The organism is Idiomarina aminovorans (assembly GCF_023155095.1).
Taxonomy (GTDB): Bacteria; Pseudomonadota; Gammaproteobacteria; order Enterobacterales; family Alteromonadaceae; genus Idiomarina; species Idiomarina aminovorans.
On the sequence record NZ_JAKNDA010000001.1, the window covers coordinates 147,386 to 166,396 of the forward strand.

The following is a 19,011-nucleotide window of genomic DNA, read 5'->3' on the forward strand; positions in this document are numbered from 1 at the left end:
AACCTCTTAATCAGTTGTCGGTTAAGCGCGACGCCAGCGGGTGCCTTGTGCACCGTCTTCTAAGACTATGCCCATATTGGTTAATTCATCACGGGCTTCGTCTGCAGCACCCCAGTCTTTATCTGCCCGGGCCTGATTTCGCTTAGCGATTAACGCTTCAATTTTGGCGACATCATCTTCGTCACCTTGTAAAAACTCTTCCGGGGACTGTTGCAGTAGTCCCATAACACCAGCGAGCTCAATGAGAATATGTGCCAGCTGAGCAGCAATAGTCGGCTCAATTTCGCGGTTGCGGTTAATTTCACGGGCAACTTCAAAAAGCACACTCATGGCTTCCGGTGCGTTCAGGTCATCATCCATAGCCTGCTGAAAGCTCTGCCAGTATTTACTGCGCAACTCGTTACTCGCAGCTTGCGGAGCAATATCACGCAGTGCTGTGTATAAACGTTCCAGCGCTGAATGCGCTTGATCAAGATTTTCCTGAGTATAGTTCAGTTGCGAGCGATAATGGCTCGACAATAAGAAGTATCGAACGGTTTCAGCATCGTACTGTTCCAGTACGCTACGAATGGTAAAAAAGTTGCCCAGTGACTTAGACATTTTTTCATTATCCACCTGCACCATACCACTGTGCATCCAGTACTTAACATACTCAGAATGATTGGCGCAGCAGCTTTGCGCAATTTCATTTTCATGATGCGGGAAGGACAGATCAGCGCCGCCGCCATGAATGTCAAAGGTAGTGCCCAAGTGCTTTTTGTTCATAGCTGAACATTCAATGTGCCAGCCGGGCCGTCCTTCGCCCCAGGGTGATGACCAGCTTGGCTCACCGGCTTTTGCCGCTTTCCACAGGACGAAGTCGAGCGGGTCTTGTTTGGCTGAATCAACGTCAACCCGGGCACCAGCCTGTAACTGCTCTAAATCCTGACCGCTAAGTTTGCCATAGTCGTTGAATGTGGAAACATTGAACAGAACGTCACCATTACCAGCCTCGTAGGCGTTGTCTTTGTCGATGAGTCGTTGAATCATCTGGATAATTTCATCCATATGGGTGGTGACACGGGGTTCGATATCGGGACGAATGAGGTTTAAGGCGTCAAAATCCTTGTGCATCTCATCAATAAAGCGCTCGGTGACCTCATGAAAGTCTTCGCCGTTTTCAGCTGCGCGTTTAATAATTTTGTCGTCCAGGTCAGTAATATTACGCACGTATTTAACGTCATAACCCAGTTTTCGTAAATAGCGCACAACAATATCAAACGCCACATAGGTTCTGGCATGACCAATATGGCAATAGTCGTAGGTGGTAACACCGCACACATAAATACCCACGTGGCCGGGTTTAATAGGCTCGAATGACTGCTTTTTACGGGTCAGGGTATTAAATACGGTTAATGCCATAATGTTTGGTTCTCTTACTTATCTGACGGTTAGCGATGAAAACTGGGGGCTTATGATACCACCGATGACGCTGCTCTGGTACACTATCAGCTGGTTTAGTCAATGAAACAGGTACATTCCATGCAAGTCGTTTTACACACCAATTATGGTGATATTACTTTAGAAATGCACAACGAAACCGCACCTAAGACGGTAGAAAACTTTTTACAGTATGCTCGTGAGGGCTTTTATGACGGTACGATTTTCCACCGTATTATCAGTAACTTCATGGTGCAGGGTGGTGGTTTTGAACCCGGTATGAAGCAAAAAGAAACGCGCGATAATATTGAAAACGAAGCACCGACCGCCAAGCCTAATGTGCTGGGTTCCGTGGCTATGGCACGCACGCCGGATCCCCACTCAGCATCGTCGCAGTTTTTTATCAATGTGAATGACAATGCCTTTTTAAACTTTCAGAATGAAACACCTAACGGTTATGGTTACTGCGTATTTGCTGAAGTCGTTGACGGTATGGACGTGGTGAATGCCATGAAGGACGTAAAAACAGGCACAGCAGGCTTTCATCAGGACGTACCGGTGGAAGACGTGGTTATTGAAAGCGTATCGGTTAACGACTGACTTTATGACCACCGGCTTTATTGCTGATTTACACTTAAGCCCCGGGCGGCCAGATATTCTGGCTGCCTTTAGTGATTTTTGTCAGCAACATCAGTGGCTTGATGCGCTTTATATTCTGGGTGATTTGTTTGATGCCTGGCTTGGGGACGATGACAATAGTGAATTTTCTGCACAAATCAAAGAGCAGCTCAAGCAACTGAGCGACAATGGTGTACGACTGTATTTTATGGCGGGTAACCGCGACTTTATGGTGGGTGAACGTTTTGCCAGTGAAGTCGGATTAACAATTCTCCCCGATGAAACGGTCATTAACTTGTATGGTGAGCGCGTACTTCTGATGCATGGCGATACCTTGTGTACCTTAGATAAAGGCTACCTGCGCTATCGTTCATTTATTCAAAATCCGTTGGTTAAAGGTTTTATGCGCAATTTACCTTTACCGTGGCGAATGCGTATTGCCAGTCGGTTACGACAAAAGTCCAGCAGTCAAAAACCTGAATTAACGCCAGAGCAGCTTTACAAAATGGACGCTCAGCACAGCGAAGTTTTAAGAGTGATGCAAAAGCATGATGTTAATCAGTTAATTCATGGGCACACTCACCGGCCGGCGGTGCATTGTTTCAACCTTGCTGACGGTTCATCGGCTAAGCGCATTGTTTTAGGTGACTGGTATCAACAGGCCAGTACTTACCTCATCTCCAGATAGCGTTTACGTTTTTTAGCGCTTAACTTCATGGTGTCCACTAAAACCAGCCCATCTATTGAATGATTAAAGTCCGGGTCAACACCAAACTCTAAAAATTGAACACCGCCTGGCTCACATAATTCGGAGTATTGTTTATAAAGTGTGGGAACGGCAGAACCAATATTGGCCATATAACCTTTTAGCAGAGCAAACTCATCACCATAATTTCCTCCGCTAAAATCAGGTACGGTTGAATGGCTGTTTAAACGGTAAGGAATATTGGCTGTGGCCATCGGGGTCTGAGGCGGAAAGTGGGCACTATAAAATTTCACTAAAGCGGCTTGAGCGTCTTTAGGTAAAGCGTTACTGATACTAACAGAGCCAAACAGGTAGCGATAATCAGGGTGTTTACGCAACAGCGCTCCAATGCCAACCCACAGATAGTCAAGGCTTCGTTTTCCCCAGTATTTTGGCTGTACAAACGAGCGGCCCAGCTCAAGGCTTTGTGGAAACATCGCTTTCATCGTATCGGTAAACTGGTAGAAGTCATCACTATAAAGCCCGCTTTGCCCATGAGATTCAATGATCTTTTTACAGTCACCTAAGCGATAAGCGCCGGCAATTTCAAGATCATCAGGATCCCAGAGTATCAGGTGCATATACCAGGTGTCGTATGCGTCGAGATCGCGCTTGCGCCAGGTTCCTTCGCCGACCATACGAAATGCAATTTCTCTTAGCCTGCCAATTTCCCGGAGAATAGGAGAGCTGCCATTAAATTCATACCGGTAAATCTTTTTGCCGCAGGGCGTATCACCCAGTAACTCACAGGATTCAATCGCGGCTTTCAGGGGTTGACGCGGCTCCGGCCGGGCAATAGCGGTTTGAACCGGAAAAATATTTTTCTTTTGAGTTCCTACCCGATACAAGTGCTTTTTAAAGAGCTTCACTTGTTGGTTAATTCCGAAACCTTGCTTTAAAAACGCTTCAACCGGTATTCTTTGACCGATATGGCATTTAACGTGTTTTCGTTGTTGGCGAAACATTTCTTTAATAAGGAGCATTGTGGCTAAGGGTTTGTAGACCATTGAAGCGGTGTAAAACCAGGCTGAATTATGGGCCTCAAGCCTTATTGGCAGCACGTCGCTATGAGTGACTTTAGCGATTTTTAAAAAACCATTTTGCCAGTGGGTATCACGCACGCCATTAGGGCGTAAGCGGGAAACTTCACCGGCCGGAAAGAGTATAACGCAACCTTCGTCATGCAAATGGCTGTGTATATTGCGGATGTCTTTGCGGCTGGGTTTTCCGCCAAAAACGTTGACTGGCAGCAGCAGTGAATGAAGTGGCTTGAGTTCAGACAACCATTCATTTGCGACAATTTTCACATCGCTTCGTATTTCATTCACAAGTTTTAGTAGTGCCAGGCCATCAAGAGAACCTATCGGGTGGTTAGCAATAATGACTAAACGTCCGCTGACCGGAATATTATCCAGCTCTTGTGAAGCGTAGGTATAAGTGAAATTGAAGTAATCCAGAGCATGTTCAACAAAGTCAATGCCTTCTAACGACGGCGCGCTTTCTCCAAATATCTGAAGGTCTTGTTCATGCAAAAGGCTACGTAAAACCCAGGCCGTTGGCTTCTCCAGCCAGGGTTTTCCTTTAATTCGGGGAAGCTTGTCATTAACAACTTTGTCGACAGATAACATAAATGCTCCGGCAGTGTCGTTATCGATATCAAAAGTGTAGGTCGGGTTAATGACAGTTTAATGACGTTAAGAAATAAAAAAGGGACCTTGCGGTCCCTTAGTTTTTAATCGTTATTTTTCTGTCAGTTTAATCGTTAAACTGTTTACCGAAGAACGAGTTTTCCAACCATTGTGGACGTTGGTCCGCGTTAGCTATCTCTTTACCAATAGCAAAGTTAATGTTGGTAAAGCGCGCTCCGGCTTCGTAGTTAATACCCAGGCTTATTTCGTCGCTGGGTTTGTGGTAATGCTCAGCAAAGAATTCACCCCAGACTTCACCGCCATCTTCACCTTCGGTGCGCGAGTTAAAACCGGTCATCAGAAATACGGCAGGAATACCTTTTTTAACCAGAGTATAGTGATCTGAGCGGGTAAAAATAGCCTGCTCCGGCATGGGATCCGGGCTTTGCTCGGTATCAAACTGTTTTGCGGCTTTACTCACTGTTTCACCCAGAGTTGAGTGTGAAGCGCCAAAGGCAATGACATCGGCAAAATCATAAAGTAGCACCGGCATGTCCAGGTTGACGTTTGCGACAATATTGTTCAAAGGAACTGTTGGGTTATTGGCGAAGTAGTCTGCACCTAATAAGCCTTTCTCTTCCGCGGTGACTGACAAGAACATAATTGAGCGGTCAAACTCCTGGCCTGACTCAACAAATAAACGAGCGGTTTCTAACATAACTGACACGCCGCTGGCATTGTCCATAGCACCATTATTGATATTGTCGTCGCGGCTCATATCTTTGACAACGCCGATATGATCGGAATGCGCGGTGTAGACAACGTATTCGTCTTTTAAGGTATCGTGCGAGCCCGGCAATACAGCTGCAACGTTAGGGCTGCTGATTTCTTCATGGCGAGACTCACGGGCCAGAGTTACCGAACCGTCGAGCTCAAAACCTTTCGGAGAAAAGTCCGGGTCTTCTTCAATTTTTTCGAAGATGGTATTCAGACTGGTCGGGGCATCAGCAAAGAGCTGTTTAGCCGGCTCGTCATCAAGGTAGGCTGAGCCCATTAGTTGCTGCTCTTCGCCTTTTGGTAATCCATTTGGACCCAGCCAGGTCATACGCGGCGTTTTGGTGTAATATACGCTGGTTTCATATTTGCGTGTCTTTTCGCGCACTGGCGTGTGCAGGGTAATAATACCAACGGCACCTTTTTCACGGGCGATATCGCTCTTAATATTAGCTAAATGAGCACCTTCTTCGCTGGGTAAAAAGCCGGGGCGACCGGTGAGCATGACAACAATTTTGCCTTCAACGTTAAGGTCTTGGTAGTCATTTAAACCGAATTCGGGAGCTTCCATACCGTATCCGACAAAGACTAACGGCGCTGTAATTTCATCTTTTTCACTGTAGTGACTCGGGCCGGTAATGAATTGCTTAGGGAATTCAAATTCAAGAGTTTCACCATTACTTTTAAAACTCATACTGGCACTATTTTCTTTCAGTGTACTTTTACGAAAAGGAACGCGCTGATAAAAAGTGTCATCGTCACCTGCAGGTTCAAGCCCTAACTGTTTAAATTCAGAAACAATATAGTTAGAGGCAACTTCGTGCTCGTCACTTCCGGTTTCACGACCTTTAAGGTCATCGTCTGCAAGAAACTCTAAGTGAGCCCGTAAATTGGATTCATCAGCACTGACAGTAACAGGCTGCGATTTTGTTTCCGGCGCTCCGCAAGCTGCTACGAGCAGACTTAGCGTGACCGGCAGAAGAATATGGGATGGCTTCATATCATGTCCTTTGGGGTTATTTTTTATCATAATAGCTGAGTTAGTGTATCGCAGCAGGCAAAAGACAACCAGAGCAGATAGCTCAAAGAGTGTTGCAAAACGTATCAATATTTTGTAATGTTATATTATTACATTGTCAACATAGCTTTACCGGAGCAGTCTATGAAACTGAATGCGTTAACCCTTGCTTTATTAGCGACCAGTACTGTTGCGCAAGCGCAGCAGCAAGAAGACCATGAACACATTAATGAATATGAAGTCATTGTTATCAATGCAAGCCCACTGGATAAGACCGCACTTGAGTCAGCTCAGCCGGTTAATATTATTTCAGGAGATGCGCTGAAACAGCTGCATGCTCACAGTTTGGGTGAAACCTTGGCGCTTGAGCCGGGAATTAATAATACGCACTTTGCTAACGTAGCGGGTAGCCCGATTATTCGCGGTCTTGGTGGTCCTCGGGTTAAAATTACTCAGAACGGTCTTGATACCGGTGATGTATCACGTGGTAGTCCTGATCATGCGGTAACGACGGAAACCAGCACCGCACAGCAAATTGAAGTGCTGCGAGGCCCTGCAACACTGCTTTATGGCAGTGGAGCAATTGGTGGTGTGGTTAATGTTGTTGATGATCGTATTCCGGCTGAACCCGTTTATGGGTTAAAGGGTAATGCAAACGTGTCAGCGTCGTCCAACAACGACAATAAAGAAGGGTCATACGATTTACAGCTTGGTAACGGACGTTGGGCTCTGTATACAGATGCTTTTATTCGCCGCGCGGATGACTATGAAACACCTTCTTTTGTCAACGATGAAGGTGAACTCGTTGATCACGTTGAAAATACCTTCGTTGATGCTGAAGGCGGAACCGTCGGCACCAGTTATCAATTCGATGACGGATTTTTTGGTGTTTCTTATCAGGCGCTTTACCAGGAATATGGAATTCCGGGTCACGAGCATGGTCACGAAGAAGAGCATGGTCATGAAGAAGGTCATGATCATGCCGAAGAAGGGCATGGTCATGATGACGAGCATGGTCATGTCGAGGAATCAGGCCCTTATGCCGATCTTGAGCAAGAGCGAATACAATTTGCAGGCCAATGGCGCAGCCCGTTCAGTGGCTTTAGCCGATTAGATTTCCGTGCCGCATTGACTGACTACCAACATCAGGAAATTGAAGAAAACTTCGTTTCCACTCAATTTGAAAATGAGCAAAAAGAGATTCGTTTGATTGCTCGACATGAAACAATTGCCGGCTGGGAAGGCGCTGTTGGCTGGCAGTGGGATATCAGTGATAAGGCCGCTTTTGGAGAGGAAGCCTTTACGCCGAATACTTCGCGTCGCACACAAGGCCTGTTCTGGGTAGTGGAGCAGGAATTTGGCGCACATCACGTTGATTTAGGTGTTCGCCATGAGCGGACCTCGCTTTCTGCTGATGAGCTTGGTAAGGATACTTATGATGCGACTTCCGCTTCTGCCGGCTATCTTTATCACTTCAGTGATCATACGTCAGTTTCGTTTAATGTAAGCCATGCGGAGAGAGCACCAACTGGTAATGAAGTCTTTGCTAACGGTAATCACTTTGCGACCCGTACCTATGAGTTGGGACTTGCTTATGAGCTGCATGAGGAAGAGAGTGGCGAATATCACATTGAACCGAGTGATACCTCTGTTGAAACAGAAACCTCAAATAACATAGATGCTGGCTTCCATTATGAGAATGACAGTTTTCACGCTAATGTGAATTTGTTCTACAATCGCGTTGATGACTTCATTTTCGATGATTTTATTGGTCTGAACAGCGAACAAATTCATGGTGATGAAGGTCATGATGAACACGCTGGGGAGCATGAGGGTGAGCATGATGAGCACGCTGGTGAACATGGACATGAACATGAACATGGGCACGGTGAAGGATTGCAAGTTGTCCAGTTTAGCCAGGTTGATGCTGAGCTTTATGGGTATGAACTGGAGCTGGATTGGCAGTTAACTGATCAGTGGTCTTTACATGGCTTTAGTGACTACACTCGTGCAAAGCAGCGTGACGGTGATGACTTGCCGAGAATTCCCGCTCAGCGTGTAGGTACAGAAGTGCGTTACCAGGCCGTTAGCTGGGATGGCTCTGTTGGTTACACCCGCTACCTTGAGCAAGATAAAGTTGCTCAGAATGAAACAACAACGGATGCTTATGGTCTGCTGAATGCGCGTATTAATCTGTACCCGGATTGGCTGGCAAACTATGGCGCGACCCTTTATTTGAAAGGGGAAAACTTAACGAATCAGTTGGGTTTTGTGCATAGCTCGTTCCTGAAAGACGATGCTCCGGTAACCGGTCGACGTTTTCAGGCTGGCGTTTCTATTAGCTTTTAATTGAACGGCTTTGCCAGAACTCACGCTATCGTCGTAATTCGGCGGTAGCGTTTTTGTGTTATTTCACCGCAGCCAACCGATTTTTACTTCGAACTTTGTTAATATTAGTGGTAATGAACCAACTGTTGGATCTTTTATCATGCCTTTTACATTTAACCGTCTGATTCAGGCGGTTGCCCTTGTTGCTTTTAGTCTTTCTGGACTTTCAGTGTCTGCTGACGAATTAACTATCGAAAGGATCTTTAGTGGACCCGGGCTGACCGGTGAAACACCAAAGTCGCTTAAATTTTCACCGGATGGTCAGCACCTTTCTTATTTGAAGGGCAGTAAAGAGAACCCGCAGCGTTATGATCTTTGGTTATACGATGTTGAGGCCAAAAAACATGAGTTGTTGGTATCGGCTGACCAACTGGCTGCGGACGAAGTTGCCCTGTCTGATGAAGAAAAAGCACGACGGGAACGTCAGCGCATCAGCGCAAGCGGCATAATAGAATACAATTGGTCAGCGACCGGTGAAGCGCTGCTTTTTCCATATAATGGCGATGTATTTTACTACCAGCCGGGTACGACGGATACCCGGCAACTGACTAAAACAAAGGCGTTCGAAACCGATGTTAAGTTCTCACCGAAAGGCAATTATGTTTCTTATATTCGCGAGCAAAATGTATACTTTTTTGATTTAGCCAGTGGTGAGGAGCGTGCCATTACCAGCGACGGTGGCGGGACACTTAAATTTGGCATGGCTGAGTTTGTTGCGCAGGAAGAAATGAAGCGTATGAGCGGTTACTGGTGGGCACCGGATGAATCAGCAATTGCATTGACGAAAGTTGATGAAAGTCCTGTTCCTCTGGCGACTCGTAGCGAAATTTATGCCGATACGATTGAAACTATACAACAACGTTATCCCTTTGCTGGAAGCGATAATGTCGATATTGATTTAGGAATTTACCAGCTTAATAACAGCCGAATTGAATGGCTAAAGCTTGGTCGGTTAGAGGATGGTTATCTGGCAAGAGTAAAGTGGGTTGGTGATAGCAGGTATCTTAGCTATCAGTGGCAGAGCCGTAATCAGCAAAAACTGAGCTTGTCGATTTATGACCGTCAGGACAAGATTGAGCAGGAGCTTGTGGCTGAGACATCAGACAGTTGGCTGAACCTTCATAGCGATCTGTACTTTTTAGAAGATAATAAACATTTTATCTGGGCATCGGAACGCAGTGGATTTAAACATCTCTACCTTTATCGGCTGGATGGTTCATTAATTCGGCAGCTGAGTTCCGGCGACTGGCAAGTCGATGAGCTGGAAGCTGTGGATGAAAGTACCGGAACGATTTACTTTACGGCCCGCAAAGCGTCACCGCTTGAATCTCATCTCTACCGTGCGCAGTTAAATACGGGCTCGTCGGCAAAGCCGACACGTATTACCAAACGTGAAGGAATGCATGATATTGAGTTTGCCTCCGATGCTCGTTCGTATCTGGATACTTACTCGTCGCCCCAACAACCCAGGCAAGTGAGTTTGCATGGGCCAACCGGGAATCATCTGGCGTGGTTAGCTGAAAATGAAATTACCGATGAACATCCATTGTCACTTTATCTGCGTCAGTGGAGTTATCCCGAGTTTGGTGAGCTTGAGGCTGAAGATGGCCAAACGCTTTACTACAAACTGACCAAGCCGAAAGACTTTGATGCGGAAAAAAGTTACCCCGTGCTGGTGTACGTTTACGGGGGGCCGGGAGCCCAACGCGTTACTAAAAGTTGGGGCAGCGCGTTTGTTCAGTATATGGCGCAGCAGGGGTTTATTGTTTTTACATTGGATAACAGAGGTTCGGCTAACCGGGGAAAACAATTTGAAGCCCCCATTTATAAAAACATGGGAGGCCCTGAGATTGATGATCAGGTTACCGGAGTTAAGTACTTAACCAGCTTGCCTTATGTTGATGCTGAGCGCATTGGTATTTACGGCCATAGTTACGGCGGTTATATGTCTCTGCTTGCTCTGTTTAAAGCGTCCGAACACTTTCAGGCTGGCGTTGCCGGTGCGCCAGTAACGGACTGGCGTTTATATGATACACATTACACGGAACGATTTATGGGCATGCCTGATGAAGGCGACGCTTATGCAAAATCCTCTGTGTTTCCTTACAGTCAAAACCTTAAAGGCGACTTACTGATTTATCATGGAATGGCTGACGATAATGTTTTGTTTACTCACAGTACAAAGCTCTATAAGCAGTTACAGGATAACGCACAGTCCTTTGAGATGATGAATTACCCGGGGAAAAAGCATTCTATTAACGGGCGTCATACAAAAATCCATTTGTACTCAATGATTGCTCAATTTTTTCAACAAACCATCGGCGAACAATAGGTTATAATATGTTCATATCTTTCACTAATAAGGAGTGACTATGCGTTTTTTATCCCGCCGACTGGTTATGCCAAATGATTTGAATTTTTCCGGTTCGTTGTTTGGTGGCCGTATTCTGGAATGGATTGACGAAGAAGCTTATATTTTTGCCAGCTGCCAGTTGGAAGCCAAAAGTTTGGTCACCAAACACATTGGTGCTATTACCTTTGAAACTTCTGCGTTTCAGGGAGATGTGGTTGAGTTTGGGTTGCAGGTTAAATCTGTAGGCCGGACGTCGCTGGCCATCACTTGCCTGGTGCGTAACAAGCATACGAAACAAAATATTTGTAGTGCGGATGACATTGTCTTTGTTCATATTGACCCGGAAACACGTCAACCAACGCCGCATGGTATAACGAAAGATCAGCTGGACGATATGCCAGAGCCGCTATAAGCAGCGGCTCCGATATTCTATTGAGTTAGATTGGCGAACCCGGTGGCAATGGCTCGGGTTCGTACTGCTCTGGCCACTCGCCATCAGTTAAAAACCGCTCTACATCATTAGCGAGTTGCTGCATCATTAAAGACGATGAATCAGCCATTTGCTTTTGCTGCCTGGCCAGTTCTGCCCGCATCATTAATCGGGTTTCTGCTGCCAGACCGGTGTCTTTTATTGCTCTGACTTCGGCATTTACCGCTGTCGTCAGTAAACGCTGCGACAGAGGATCGTTTTTGGCGTTATTCCAGTCGTTGAAAGCTGTACTCAAAATTTCGGACATTAACTGCGTTGGCGACGGGACTCTATCGTTTTTAGCGTGTTGTTGAACCAATCGGTTCAGGCGCTGGCTGTTAAGTATCAACTGCAAGCTATGATCAGCGGCGCTTGCTGCCATGCTTACGGTATCCGGAATCAATTCCGTTTTACCATCAAAGTACTCGCGTGACGGGTTATCGCCATAAGCCACAGGAACCAACCATTGCTGAATATGCGATGGCACACGCAGACTATCCGCCTGAATGGTTTTCAATAGCTGCTTTAGTGCGCTTTGCTGTCTTGCTGCGCTGACCGGTTGGTAGTCATCAGCAGAATCGTTGGCCATATAATAGCGATAATTAACCCCGCCCAACCATTTCGCAGCAGCCTCCACCTGGTAGCGATGCAGCAAATATATAGGAGCAAAAATGCCTTGTAGCTGACTCAAAGGCTGGTCTGAACGCAACATCTCTTTACTGAAATTATCCAGTACGTGCTGGCGGACAGACAGCAAACGTTCGAGTTCAGTCACCGGATCACTGCCGTTGTCCCATAGGTGAGCGAGTGGGTGAGCGCCGCTGGCAGGCCGGGCATCCTGATCAGAGATAAAGCTTAAGTTTAAAGTTTTATTTTTTTCCAGAATTCGTGTCAGCTGTTCGGTTGAGGAGGGCATGCCGCCAAAGTCACTATAGCCATAAGCTAACACTTGTTTATCCCAGATGCCTAAACCTTCAGTGTAGGCGTTGCTTAAGCTTAAGGTGCCGACAGTAGTCAGGTTAACTAACGGATGTGGATAGTCCATAACGGAGGCCCGGTCAGTGGTACTGGCGGCAAAGTTGTGAGCTATTCCCAGAGTATGGCCAACTTCGTGAGCGCTTAGTTGACGAATACGAGCCAGAGCCATGTTTTGTACTGCTTGTTTTAACTCACTACTGTCGTCAACAAAAGGTGTTAGCAAACCTTCTGCAATTTTCATGTCCTGGCGCACACGCAGTGAACCTAAGGTGACATGGCCTTTAATAATTTCGCCTGTGCGTGGATCAATGACAGACGAGCCATATGACCAGCCGCGGGTCGCACGGTGAACCCATTGAATCACGTTATAACGAATATCCATTGGGTCGGCATTATCCGGCAGAACTTTGACTTGAAACGCATTATCGTACCCTAAGGCTTCAAAGCCTTCAGTCCACCAACGGGCTCCTTCAAGCAGGGCTGTTTTTACGGGTTCAGGTGCACCGGGGTCGAGGTAATAGGTGATAGGTTCACGCGCTTTGCTCTGTGATGCTATTGGGTCTTTCTTATTTAACCGGTGACGCGGGATATATTGTACGGTCATCGACTCACCCAGAGGCGCTGCGTAGTCCTTAAAACTGTGTGCCCAGAAACCACTGTTAGGATGAAAGTTCCGGGGCTGATAGGCTGCGTCAGGTAATTGGATAAAAGAGTGGTGCAGATGCAGCGAAATGGCATCAGCATTGGCCGCTACCTGATTAACCCATTGACCCTTACCTTCACCAACAAAAGTGACTTTTGCTTCCAGTTCCGTATTTTCAACAAACGCTTTGCTGCGCTCGGGATAAATCACAGAACGGCTTGAGTCGGCTTTGAATTGCCCTTGTTCGGTTTGTTGTAAGCGCTTACTGACACCGTGTACATCGCTTAGAAGATAAGGGGTGTAATCAATTAAAACGTGCTTATCGTTGCTTGCAACAACGTCAAAACCGTAAAGTACAGCATCAGCAAAGGCTTGATTGACACTGTCTCTCTCAGCCTGGTTGTGAGTTTGAGCACGGAATTGCGTATTGTGCTGAACCAGCAGAACCTGATTACCTTCAATATGAAATGACGACAAACGGGTTTCACCCAGCTGACCGCGATCGAGACCGACATCGTTAGAGCCTAATCCCCACGGAAGGCTGGTCTGAAAAATAAACGGGTCGTTGTTTCTGGGAACTTCCAGATAGAATTTACTTTTCGCTTTATCATGGTAAAACGTAAAAAATCCTTGTTGCTCTTCAAACGCTGAAGTGAAGGCTTCTATGCTGCTGTTTTTTGTCTCTGCCAGAGCGTTCAGTGATACAGCTAAGGTGAGTAGCACCAAAATTTTGGATAGAATGTTTTGCATTATTATTATCCCAGTTGTTCAGCAATTTCTTCTAAAATTTGCAGGGTCCATTGTTCGATACGTTCATCTGATAGCTCATATTGCGAGTCTTCATCCAGTGATAAACCGACGAATTGAGTGTTATCTGCGGTTAATGCTTTAGAAGCGGCAAATTCATACCCCTGGTTAGGCCAAAAACCAATACGTTTGCAACCATGAGCCGCGATGGCGTCGTGCAGCATGCCGAGTGCGTCCTGAAACCAGTCGGTATAACCTTCCTGATCACCCATGCCATAAAGTGCAACAATTTTATCGCGCAGGTCAACATCGTTAATATCGTGCCAATGGCTTTCCCAGTCTTCCTGGAGTTCGCCGAAATCCCAGGTGGAAATACCAAAAATGAGGATGTCAAATTGTTCTGCGTCTTTTAGCGGTGTGTCTTTGATATCAAACAGCTGAACAATATCCTCACCAATGGCTTGTTGAATTTTTTCTGCAGCAATTTCGGTATAGCAGGTGGTAGAGCCATAAAACAAGCCAATTTCCAGGGACATAATAAATACCTCTGTCACGCGTTGAGTCTTTGATACGGATGCATTGTAACAAAAAGATCGTTAGAATGAGCGCCTTTGTTTGCGGACGGGAACTTCTAATGGAGAGCAGTATGGATTTTGATCAATTAGTGGAACGGCTTGAAACTGTTTTTGACGATGCCGTTGTTTCAGGTACTGATGATGAATTATTCGCCTGTGGTTATTTACGCGGGCACTTTGATCTGGTTGTTGCTCAGTTAGAAATGTCCGGTAATACGCAGCCGGAGAATATTATGCCTGCTTTGCGTGATGCAGTGCACAAAACCCGTCATGAATTGTCTCCGGCCGACCAGACGCATATCAATAATGTCTTAGAGAAGTTAGCGCTTAAAGCGACAACTGGAGATACGGCCTAAGGCATCCTGAGTCAAAGGCATTAACTCCCCGGTTAACTGGCAGGCAATAATTTCACCCAGAATTGGGGCTGAGGTAAAGCCTCTTGAACCCAGAGCGCTCACCACAAATAAGTTTTCAGCAACAGAGCCTGTGACAGGTTGGTGATCGGGACTGGTTGCGCGTACAGAAACCCTTTGTTTCGTTACCTGCAGAGCTTCAGCCCAGGGCTCTTGTGCGTTGCTGCTAAGCTGCTGCAAATTTTCTTCGTCATCCTCTGGGCTTGGCTCCAGGTCGTCATTGTCCCGATTAAACGTTGCCCCAACGCAGTGGCTGCTGCCATCTTCGGGAACCAAATAACCTTTAAAACATAATACGGTTTTAAGATTTGACAACGCCGGGGTTGTACTGACCAGACTCACTTGTCCGCGAACGGGCTGTATCGGCAAAGGCTCGATGCTTTCCGGCAATAAAGCATTGATTCGATGACCTGCAGCGACCAGAACACGTTCAGCAAGCAATAAGTCGCCATTATTTAATGTCATCTGCCAGTTGCCATTTTCAGCTTGTTGTAATGTGTTGACTGTAGCTTTAATCAGTTCGACATTCGCTTCTTCCAGAAGCGTTTTGACCACTTGCGAGGGGCGCAGCCAGCCGGCTTTAGGGTAATGCAATGTCGGTACAGCTAAGGAGACACCTGCCGTTTTCGCGGCGTCTGCGGGTAGTAAATAGCGGACCGTTTCTTTTGCATAGAGATGATCGGCAATGCGCTGATAACGTCGGGCTCTGTCGTCGTTAAACGCCGGTTGCATAACGCCAGTCGGGAACCAGTTTTCTGCGCAAAAGTTACGATAGAAGCTTGTGGCTGTCGAAAAGGCTTGCCAGTAGAACTTGCTCAATGGCGTATGTTCGGCATGAAGTAAGGGGTAAACAGCCCCTTGTGAGTTGCCGGAAGCGCCATCGGCAATTTCAGGTGTAATGAGCCTGACATTGACGCCACGTTGTTTTAGCGCCAGTGCGGAACAGGCGGCACCGATACCGCCACCAATAATGGTGACATCGCGCCTGTCATTTGGTTGGCGTTTAACGTTAGGGTCGTGGTAATGGCCACAGAGCATGTCTCTTTTACGTCCAAAACCTTGTGCTTTGTTAACCGTAAAACCAGCGCTCTGTAATGCTCGTTTTACGCTTCCGGCCGCTGTGAAAGTAGAGAAGGTTGTTTCGCTATGAGCGCTTTTGGCCATTGCCTCATACAGTGTTGACTGCCACATCTCGGGGTTTTTGGCGGGAGCAAAGCCATCAAGAAACCAAGTATCTATTTGCTGTTGTGCCTGTGGTAACCATTGAGGCAGTAACTCATTAAGGTCTCCAATCCAAAGATCCAGAATGACACGGCCTTCTGATAGAATAATGCGATGACAGCCGGGGTCGGTAGCGGGGTAATGATCCAGAAACTGAGAACTTAACTCTGCTACGGGCTTTAACAGTTGGTAAGCTTGCTCAAGTTGCTGGCGCGATAAGGGAAACTTTTCGAAACTGACAAAATGAAGTCGTGCGCTTGCCGGGGCATTTTCTAAAAAGCGTTTCCAGGCCAGTAAAAAATTTAACCCTGTGCCGAAACCGGTTTCAGCAATGGTATAGCAATAATGCATGGGTAAATACTGCCAGCGTTCAGGTAATCCATTTTGCTTAAGAAATACGTACTGACTCTCGTCTATACCGCTATCAACAGAAAAATAAATATCGTCGAAAGTAGTGGAAACAGGTACGCCATGCTCGTTAAACTGAATAAATGAATTAGAATTCAAGTGGCTATTCCATGATTTATTGGCTGATGGTCGCTATAATAACAACTTTACGAACAACAGTGGACAAAGCAGACCACATTCATACACAACGTTGGTAAGATACCGATGTAGAAATGTCAGACAGGATTAAAGAATGAGAAGAGCTGTTATCACCGGACTTGGTATCGTATCAAGTATCGGAAACAATCAAGAAGAAGTGCTGGAATCGTTACGTACCGGCAAGTCGGGGATTAGCCGTTCGGAATCTTTTGCGGAAAAGGGACTGCGCTGTCAGGTCTGGGGAAAAGTTGATTTAAACCCTAAAGACCATATTGATCGCAAAGCTTTACGCTTTATGGGAGATTCGGCAGCTTATGCGTACATTGCGATGGCACAGGCAATTGAAGATTCAGGCTTATCTGAAGAGCAGGTGTCTCACCCGCGTACCGGCTTAGTTGTTGGCTCTGGAGGCGCCTCTGGTGAGCATCAGGTTGCTGCAGCTGATATTTTGCGTGAACGTGGGGTAAAAAAAGTCGGGCCCTACATGGTTCCTCGCTGCATGGCATCAACCACCTCAGCTTGTCTGGCAACACCGTTTAAAATTAAAGGGGTTAACTATTCTATCAGTTCTGCCTGCGCAACATCTGCCCACTGTATTGGTCACGCTCTTGAGCTTATTCAGTTTGGTAAACAAGATCGCATTTTTGCCGGTGGTGGTGAAGAGTTGCACTGGACTCTGGGAATGGAGTTCGATGCGATGGGCGCATTAAGCACTAAATATAATGACACACCTGAGAAAGCGTCCCGTACTTATGATCAAGGCCGTGATGGTTTCGTCCCGGCCGGTGGCGGTGGTATTCTGGTGATTGAAGAACTGGAAGCCGCAAAAGCCCGAGGTGCGAAAATTTATGGTGAAATTGTTGGGTATGGCGCCACCTCCGATGGCTACGATATGGTTGCTCCGTCAGGCGAAGGTGCGATCCGCTGTATGAAGATGGCGATGGAGACGGTAGATACTCCAGTTGACTATTTGAATACTCATGGCACTAGTACACCGGTTGGCGATGTCAAAGAATTAGAAGCGATTCGTGAAGTTTTCCCTGAGAAAACGCCTATGATAAGTGCGACTAAAGCAATGACGGGACACGCTCTGGGTGCTGCCGGTGTTCATGAAGCCATCTATTCACTATTGATGCTTAAGAATGGTTTTGTTACGCCTTCAATCAATATTGAGAGTTTGGATGAAAAAGCCGATGGTATGAACATTATCAGGCAAACAACGGAAGCACCGTTGCGGACAGTTATGTCGAACAGCTTTGGTTTTGGTGGTACGAACGCATCGTTAGTGATGCGTGAATACTCTGAATAATCGATTAGGTCGGTTACTTCGATGAAAATCGTTGCTGACCAGAATATTCCTGCACTGTCAGACTTATTGTCGGGTGCAGGAACGCTCTCTTACTTCTCTGAGAGAATGCCTCCTGCAGAACTTCTGGCAGAAGCCGATGCTTTATTAGTACGTTCTGTCACTGACGTTGATGAAGCTTTGTTGCGAAAAGCTCCTGAATTAAAATTTGTTGCGTCTGCCACCATTGGTACTGAACATATTAATATCGATGCACTTAAAGCCCGGGGAATTGGTTTTACTCATGCGCCCGGCGCGAATGCGCAGTCGGTCGGTGAGTATGTACTTTGCGCGGTGATTGAATGGCTCAATGGCAGGTCTTTATCGTCTCTTGATGAAATTGATGTTGCTATTATTGGCGCCGGGCATACGGGAAAAGCGGCAGGAAAAAGGCTGGAAGCTCTCGGGCTCAATGTTCACTATTATGATCCACCGCTGTGTAAAAAAGGCGTTAAGTTTGTTCATGACCACTGGCAGCGAGTACTGACAGCCGATATTATCTCATGCCACGTTCCGTTAATTGATGACGGTGAATTTCCGACGCGGCATCTGTTTGAAAATACGACATTACAATCACTTCATTCGCAGCAGTTATTAATTAATGCAAGCCGTGGGGCCGTTGTTGACAACAAAGCTTTGTTGGCGCGCGTTAAACAGGGAGAGCGGCCTTCGCTGGTGCTGGATGTTTGGGAGAATGAGCCTGAAGTATTACAGGAGCTCGTGCCCTGTATCGATATTGCGACCCCCCATATTGCCGGGCACAGCCTGGAGGGTAAAGTTGGTGGGGCTGTGATGATAGCCAATGCTTTGGTAAATCATTTCGGATACGAAGCGGATAAAAAGTTGTCTCGAGTTTTACCGCCAATTGAGTGGCCAGAATGTAAAGCTGAACAGATCAATAACCTGGAATCTCTTGCTTTATGGGTAAAAGAACACTTCGATCTAAATAAAGATGATGGTGTTTTTCGCAAACAAGGGTTAACACCCGATGGCTTTGACAGGCTGCGTCGCAATTATCGCAAAGAAAGCCCGCGTAGAGAGTTCATTAATCAGGTGGTTACATGCCATAATAGTGAGCAATACATCCAGTTTTTACAGTTGGGCTTTCAAGCCCGGCAATTGCCTGAGTAA

The 19,011-nt window shown here is 46.4% G+C and carries 14 protein-coding genes; 8 read left to right on the forward strand and 6 right to left on the reverse strand.

The window, feature by feature from the left end; translation table 11 throughout:
* Window positions 1-21 precede the first annotated feature (21 nt).
* Window positions 22-1,401: a cysteine--tRNA ligase gene (gene cysS, locus L8G48_RS00775; RefSeq protein ID WP_248262715.1), complete on the reverse strand. Its 1,380-nt coding sequence runs from the start codon at window positions 1,399-1,401 to the stop codon at window positions 22-24.
* Window positions 1,402-1,521: 120 nt separating this feature from the next.
* Between cysS and L8G48_RS00780 the strand changes: the two genes are divergently transcribed.
* The gene (locus L8G48_RS00780) at window positions 1,522-2,019 is read left to right on the forward strand and encodes a peptidylprolyl isomerase (protein WP_248262716.1); all 498 of its coding nucleotides are present in this window, start codon (window positions 1,522-1,524) and stop codon (window positions 2,017-2,019) included.
* A complete protein-coding gene (locus L8G48_RS00785; protein ID WP_248262717.1) occupies window positions 1,994-2,725 on the forward strand; it encodes a UDP-2,3-diacylglucosamine diphosphatase in 732 nt (243 codons plus the stop codon). Before L8G48_RS00780 ends, L8G48_RS00785 begins: the two co-directional genes overlap by 26 nt.
* On the opposite strand, the gene olsF is transcribed toward L8G48_RS00785, so the two are convergent.
* Window positions 2,707-4,410 carry a bifunctional ornithine lipid synthase OlsF gene (gene olsF / locus L8G48_RS00790; protein WP_248262718.1) on the reverse strand — a complete coding sequence of 568 codons (1,704 nt, stop codon included), beginning with the start codon at window positions 4,408-4,410 and terminating at the stop codon, window positions 2,707-2,709. The two genes, L8G48_RS00785 and olsF, sit on opposite strands and share 19 nt — an antisense overlap.
* A 127-nt stretch (window positions 4,411-4,537) precedes the next feature.
* A complete protein-coding gene (locus tag L8G48_RS00795; RefSeq protein ID WP_248262719.1) occupies window positions 4,538-6,184 on the reverse strand; it encodes a M28 family metallopeptidase in 1,647 nt (548 codons plus the stop codon).
* Window positions 6,185-6,346: 162 nt separating this feature from the next.
* Between L8G48_RS00795 and L8G48_RS00800 the strand changes: the two genes are divergently transcribed.
* The 3 genes from L8G48_RS00800 (at window position 6,347) to L8G48_RS00810 (ending at window position 11,355) form a co-directional block, all read left to right on the forward strand.
* Complete coding sequence (locus L8G48_RS00800) at window positions 6,347-8,551, forward strand: TonB-dependent receptor domain-containing protein (RefSeq protein WP_248262720.1); 2,205 nt, start codon at window positions 6,347-6,349, stop codon at window positions 8,549-8,551.
* A 139-nt stretch (window positions 8,552-8,690) separates the two neighbouring features.
* The gene (locus tag L8G48_RS00805) at window positions 8,691-10,922 is read left to right on the forward strand and encodes a S9 family peptidase (protein WP_248262721.1); all 2,232 of its coding nucleotides are present in this window, start codon (window positions 8,691-8,693) and stop codon (window positions 10,920-10,922) included.
* A 40-nt stretch (window positions 10,923-10,962) separates the two neighbouring features.
* Complete coding sequence (locus tag L8G48_RS00810) at window positions 10,963-11,355, forward strand: acyl-CoA thioesterase (RefSeq protein WP_248262722.1); 393 nt, start codon at window positions 10,963-10,965, stop codon at window positions 11,353-11,355.
* A gap of 25 nt (window positions 11,356-11,380) precedes the next feature.
* Here the strand turns inward: L8G48_RS00810 and L8G48_RS00815 are convergent, their stop codons facing one another.
* Window positions 11,381-13,783 (reverse strand): zinc-dependent metalloprotease, encoded by a 2,403-nt coding sequence (locus L8G48_RS00815; protein WP_248262723.1) that lies wholly within the window; start codon window positions 13,781-13,783, stop codon window positions 11,381-11,383.
* A 5-nt stretch (window positions 13,784-13,788) separates the two neighbouring features.
* Complete coding sequence (fldB, locus tag L8G48_RS00820) at window positions 13,789-14,310, reverse strand: flavodoxin FldB (protein ID WP_248263320.1); 522 nt, start codon at window positions 14,308-14,310, stop codon at window positions 13,789-13,791.
* Between the two features lie 116 nt (window positions 14,311-14,426).
* On the opposite strand from fldB, the gene L8G48_RS00825 reads away from it, so the two are divergent.
* Window positions 14,427-14,711 (forward strand): YfcL family protein, encoded by a 285-nt coding sequence (locus L8G48_RS00825; RefSeq protein ID WP_248262724.1) that lies wholly within the window; start codon window positions 14,427-14,429, stop codon window positions 14,709-14,711.
* Here the strand turns inward: L8G48_RS00825 and mnmC are convergent.
* Window positions 14,676-16,496 carry a bifunctional tRNA (5-methylaminomethyl-2-thiouridine)(34)-methyltransferase MnmC2/FAD-dependent 5-carboxymethylaminomethyl-2-thiouridine(34) oxidoreductase MnmC1 gene (gene mnmC, locus L8G48_RS00830; protein WP_248262725.1) on the reverse strand — a complete coding sequence of 607 codons (1,821 nt, stop codon included), beginning with the start codon at window positions 16,494-16,496 and terminating at the stop codon, window positions 14,676-14,678. The genes L8G48_RS00825 and mnmC overlap by 36 nt on opposite strands.
* 133 nt (window positions 16,497-16,629) lie before the next feature.
* Here mnmC and fabB point away from each other — a divergent pair, with 133 nt between their 5' ends.
* Both fabB and L8G48_RS00840 read left to right on the forward strand, forming a co-directional pair.
* Complete coding sequence (gene fabB / locus L8G48_RS00835) at window positions 16,630-17,844, forward strand: beta-ketoacyl-ACP synthase I (protein ID WP_248262726.1); 1,215 nt, start codon at window positions 16,630-16,632, stop codon at window positions 17,842-17,844.
* A 21-nt stretch (window positions 17,845-17,865) separates the two neighbouring features.
* Window positions 17,866-19,011, forward strand: a complete 1,146-nt coding sequence (locus tag L8G48_RS00840) for a 4-phosphoerythronate dehydrogenase (RefSeq protein ID WP_248262727.1) — start codon at window positions 17,866-17,868, stop codon at window positions 19,009-19,011.

What these genes read in the sequence shown, in the direction of transcription:
- fabB (WP_248262726.1), top strand. Translation starts at nt 16,630, where the DNA reads ATGAGAAGAGCTGTTATCACCGGACTTGGTATCGTATCAAGTATCGGA.
- L8G48_RS00825 (WP_248262724.1), top strand. Translation starts at nt 14,427, where the DNA reads ATGGATTTTGATCAATTAGTGGAACGGCTTGAAACTGTTTTTGACGAT.
- L8G48_RS00815 (WP_248262723.1), bottom strand. Translation starts at nt 13,783, where the DNA reads ATGCAAAACATTCTATCCAAAATTTTGGTGCTACTCACCTTAGCTGTA.
- L8G48_RS00780 (WP_248262716.1), top strand. Translation starts at nt 1,522, where the DNA reads ATGCAAGTCGTTTTACACACCAATTATGGTGATATTACTTTAGAAATG.
- L8G48_RS00810 (WP_248262722.1), top strand. Translation starts at nt 10,963, where the DNA reads ATGCGTTTTTTATCCCGCCGACTGGTTATGCCAAATGATTTGAATTTT.
- L8G48_RS00795 (WP_248262719.1), bottom strand. Translation starts at nt 6,184, where the DNA reads ATGAAGCCATCCCATATTCTTCTGCCGGTCACGCTAAGTCTGCTCGTA.
- L8G48_RS00800 (WP_248262720.1), top strand. Translation starts at nt 6,347, where the DNA reads ATGAAACTGAATGCGTTAACCCTTGCTTTATTAGCGACCAGTACTGTT.
- L8G48_RS00805 (WP_248262721.1), top strand. Translation starts at nt 8,691, where the DNA reads ATGCCTTTTACATTTAACCGTCTGATTCAGGCGGTTGCCCTTGTTGCT.
- cysS (WP_248262715.1), bottom strand. Translation starts at nt 1,401, where the DNA reads ATGGCATTAACCGTATTTAATACCCTGACCCGTAAAAAGCAGTCATTC.
- L8G48_RS00840 (WP_248262727.1), top strand. Translation starts at nt 17,866, where the DNA reads ATGAAAATCGTTGCTGACCAGAATATTCCTGCACTGTCAGACTTATTG.
- olsF (WP_248262718.1), bottom strand. Translation starts at nt 4,410, where the DNA reads ATGTTATCTGTCGACAAAGTTGTTAATGACAAGCTTCCCCGAATTAAA.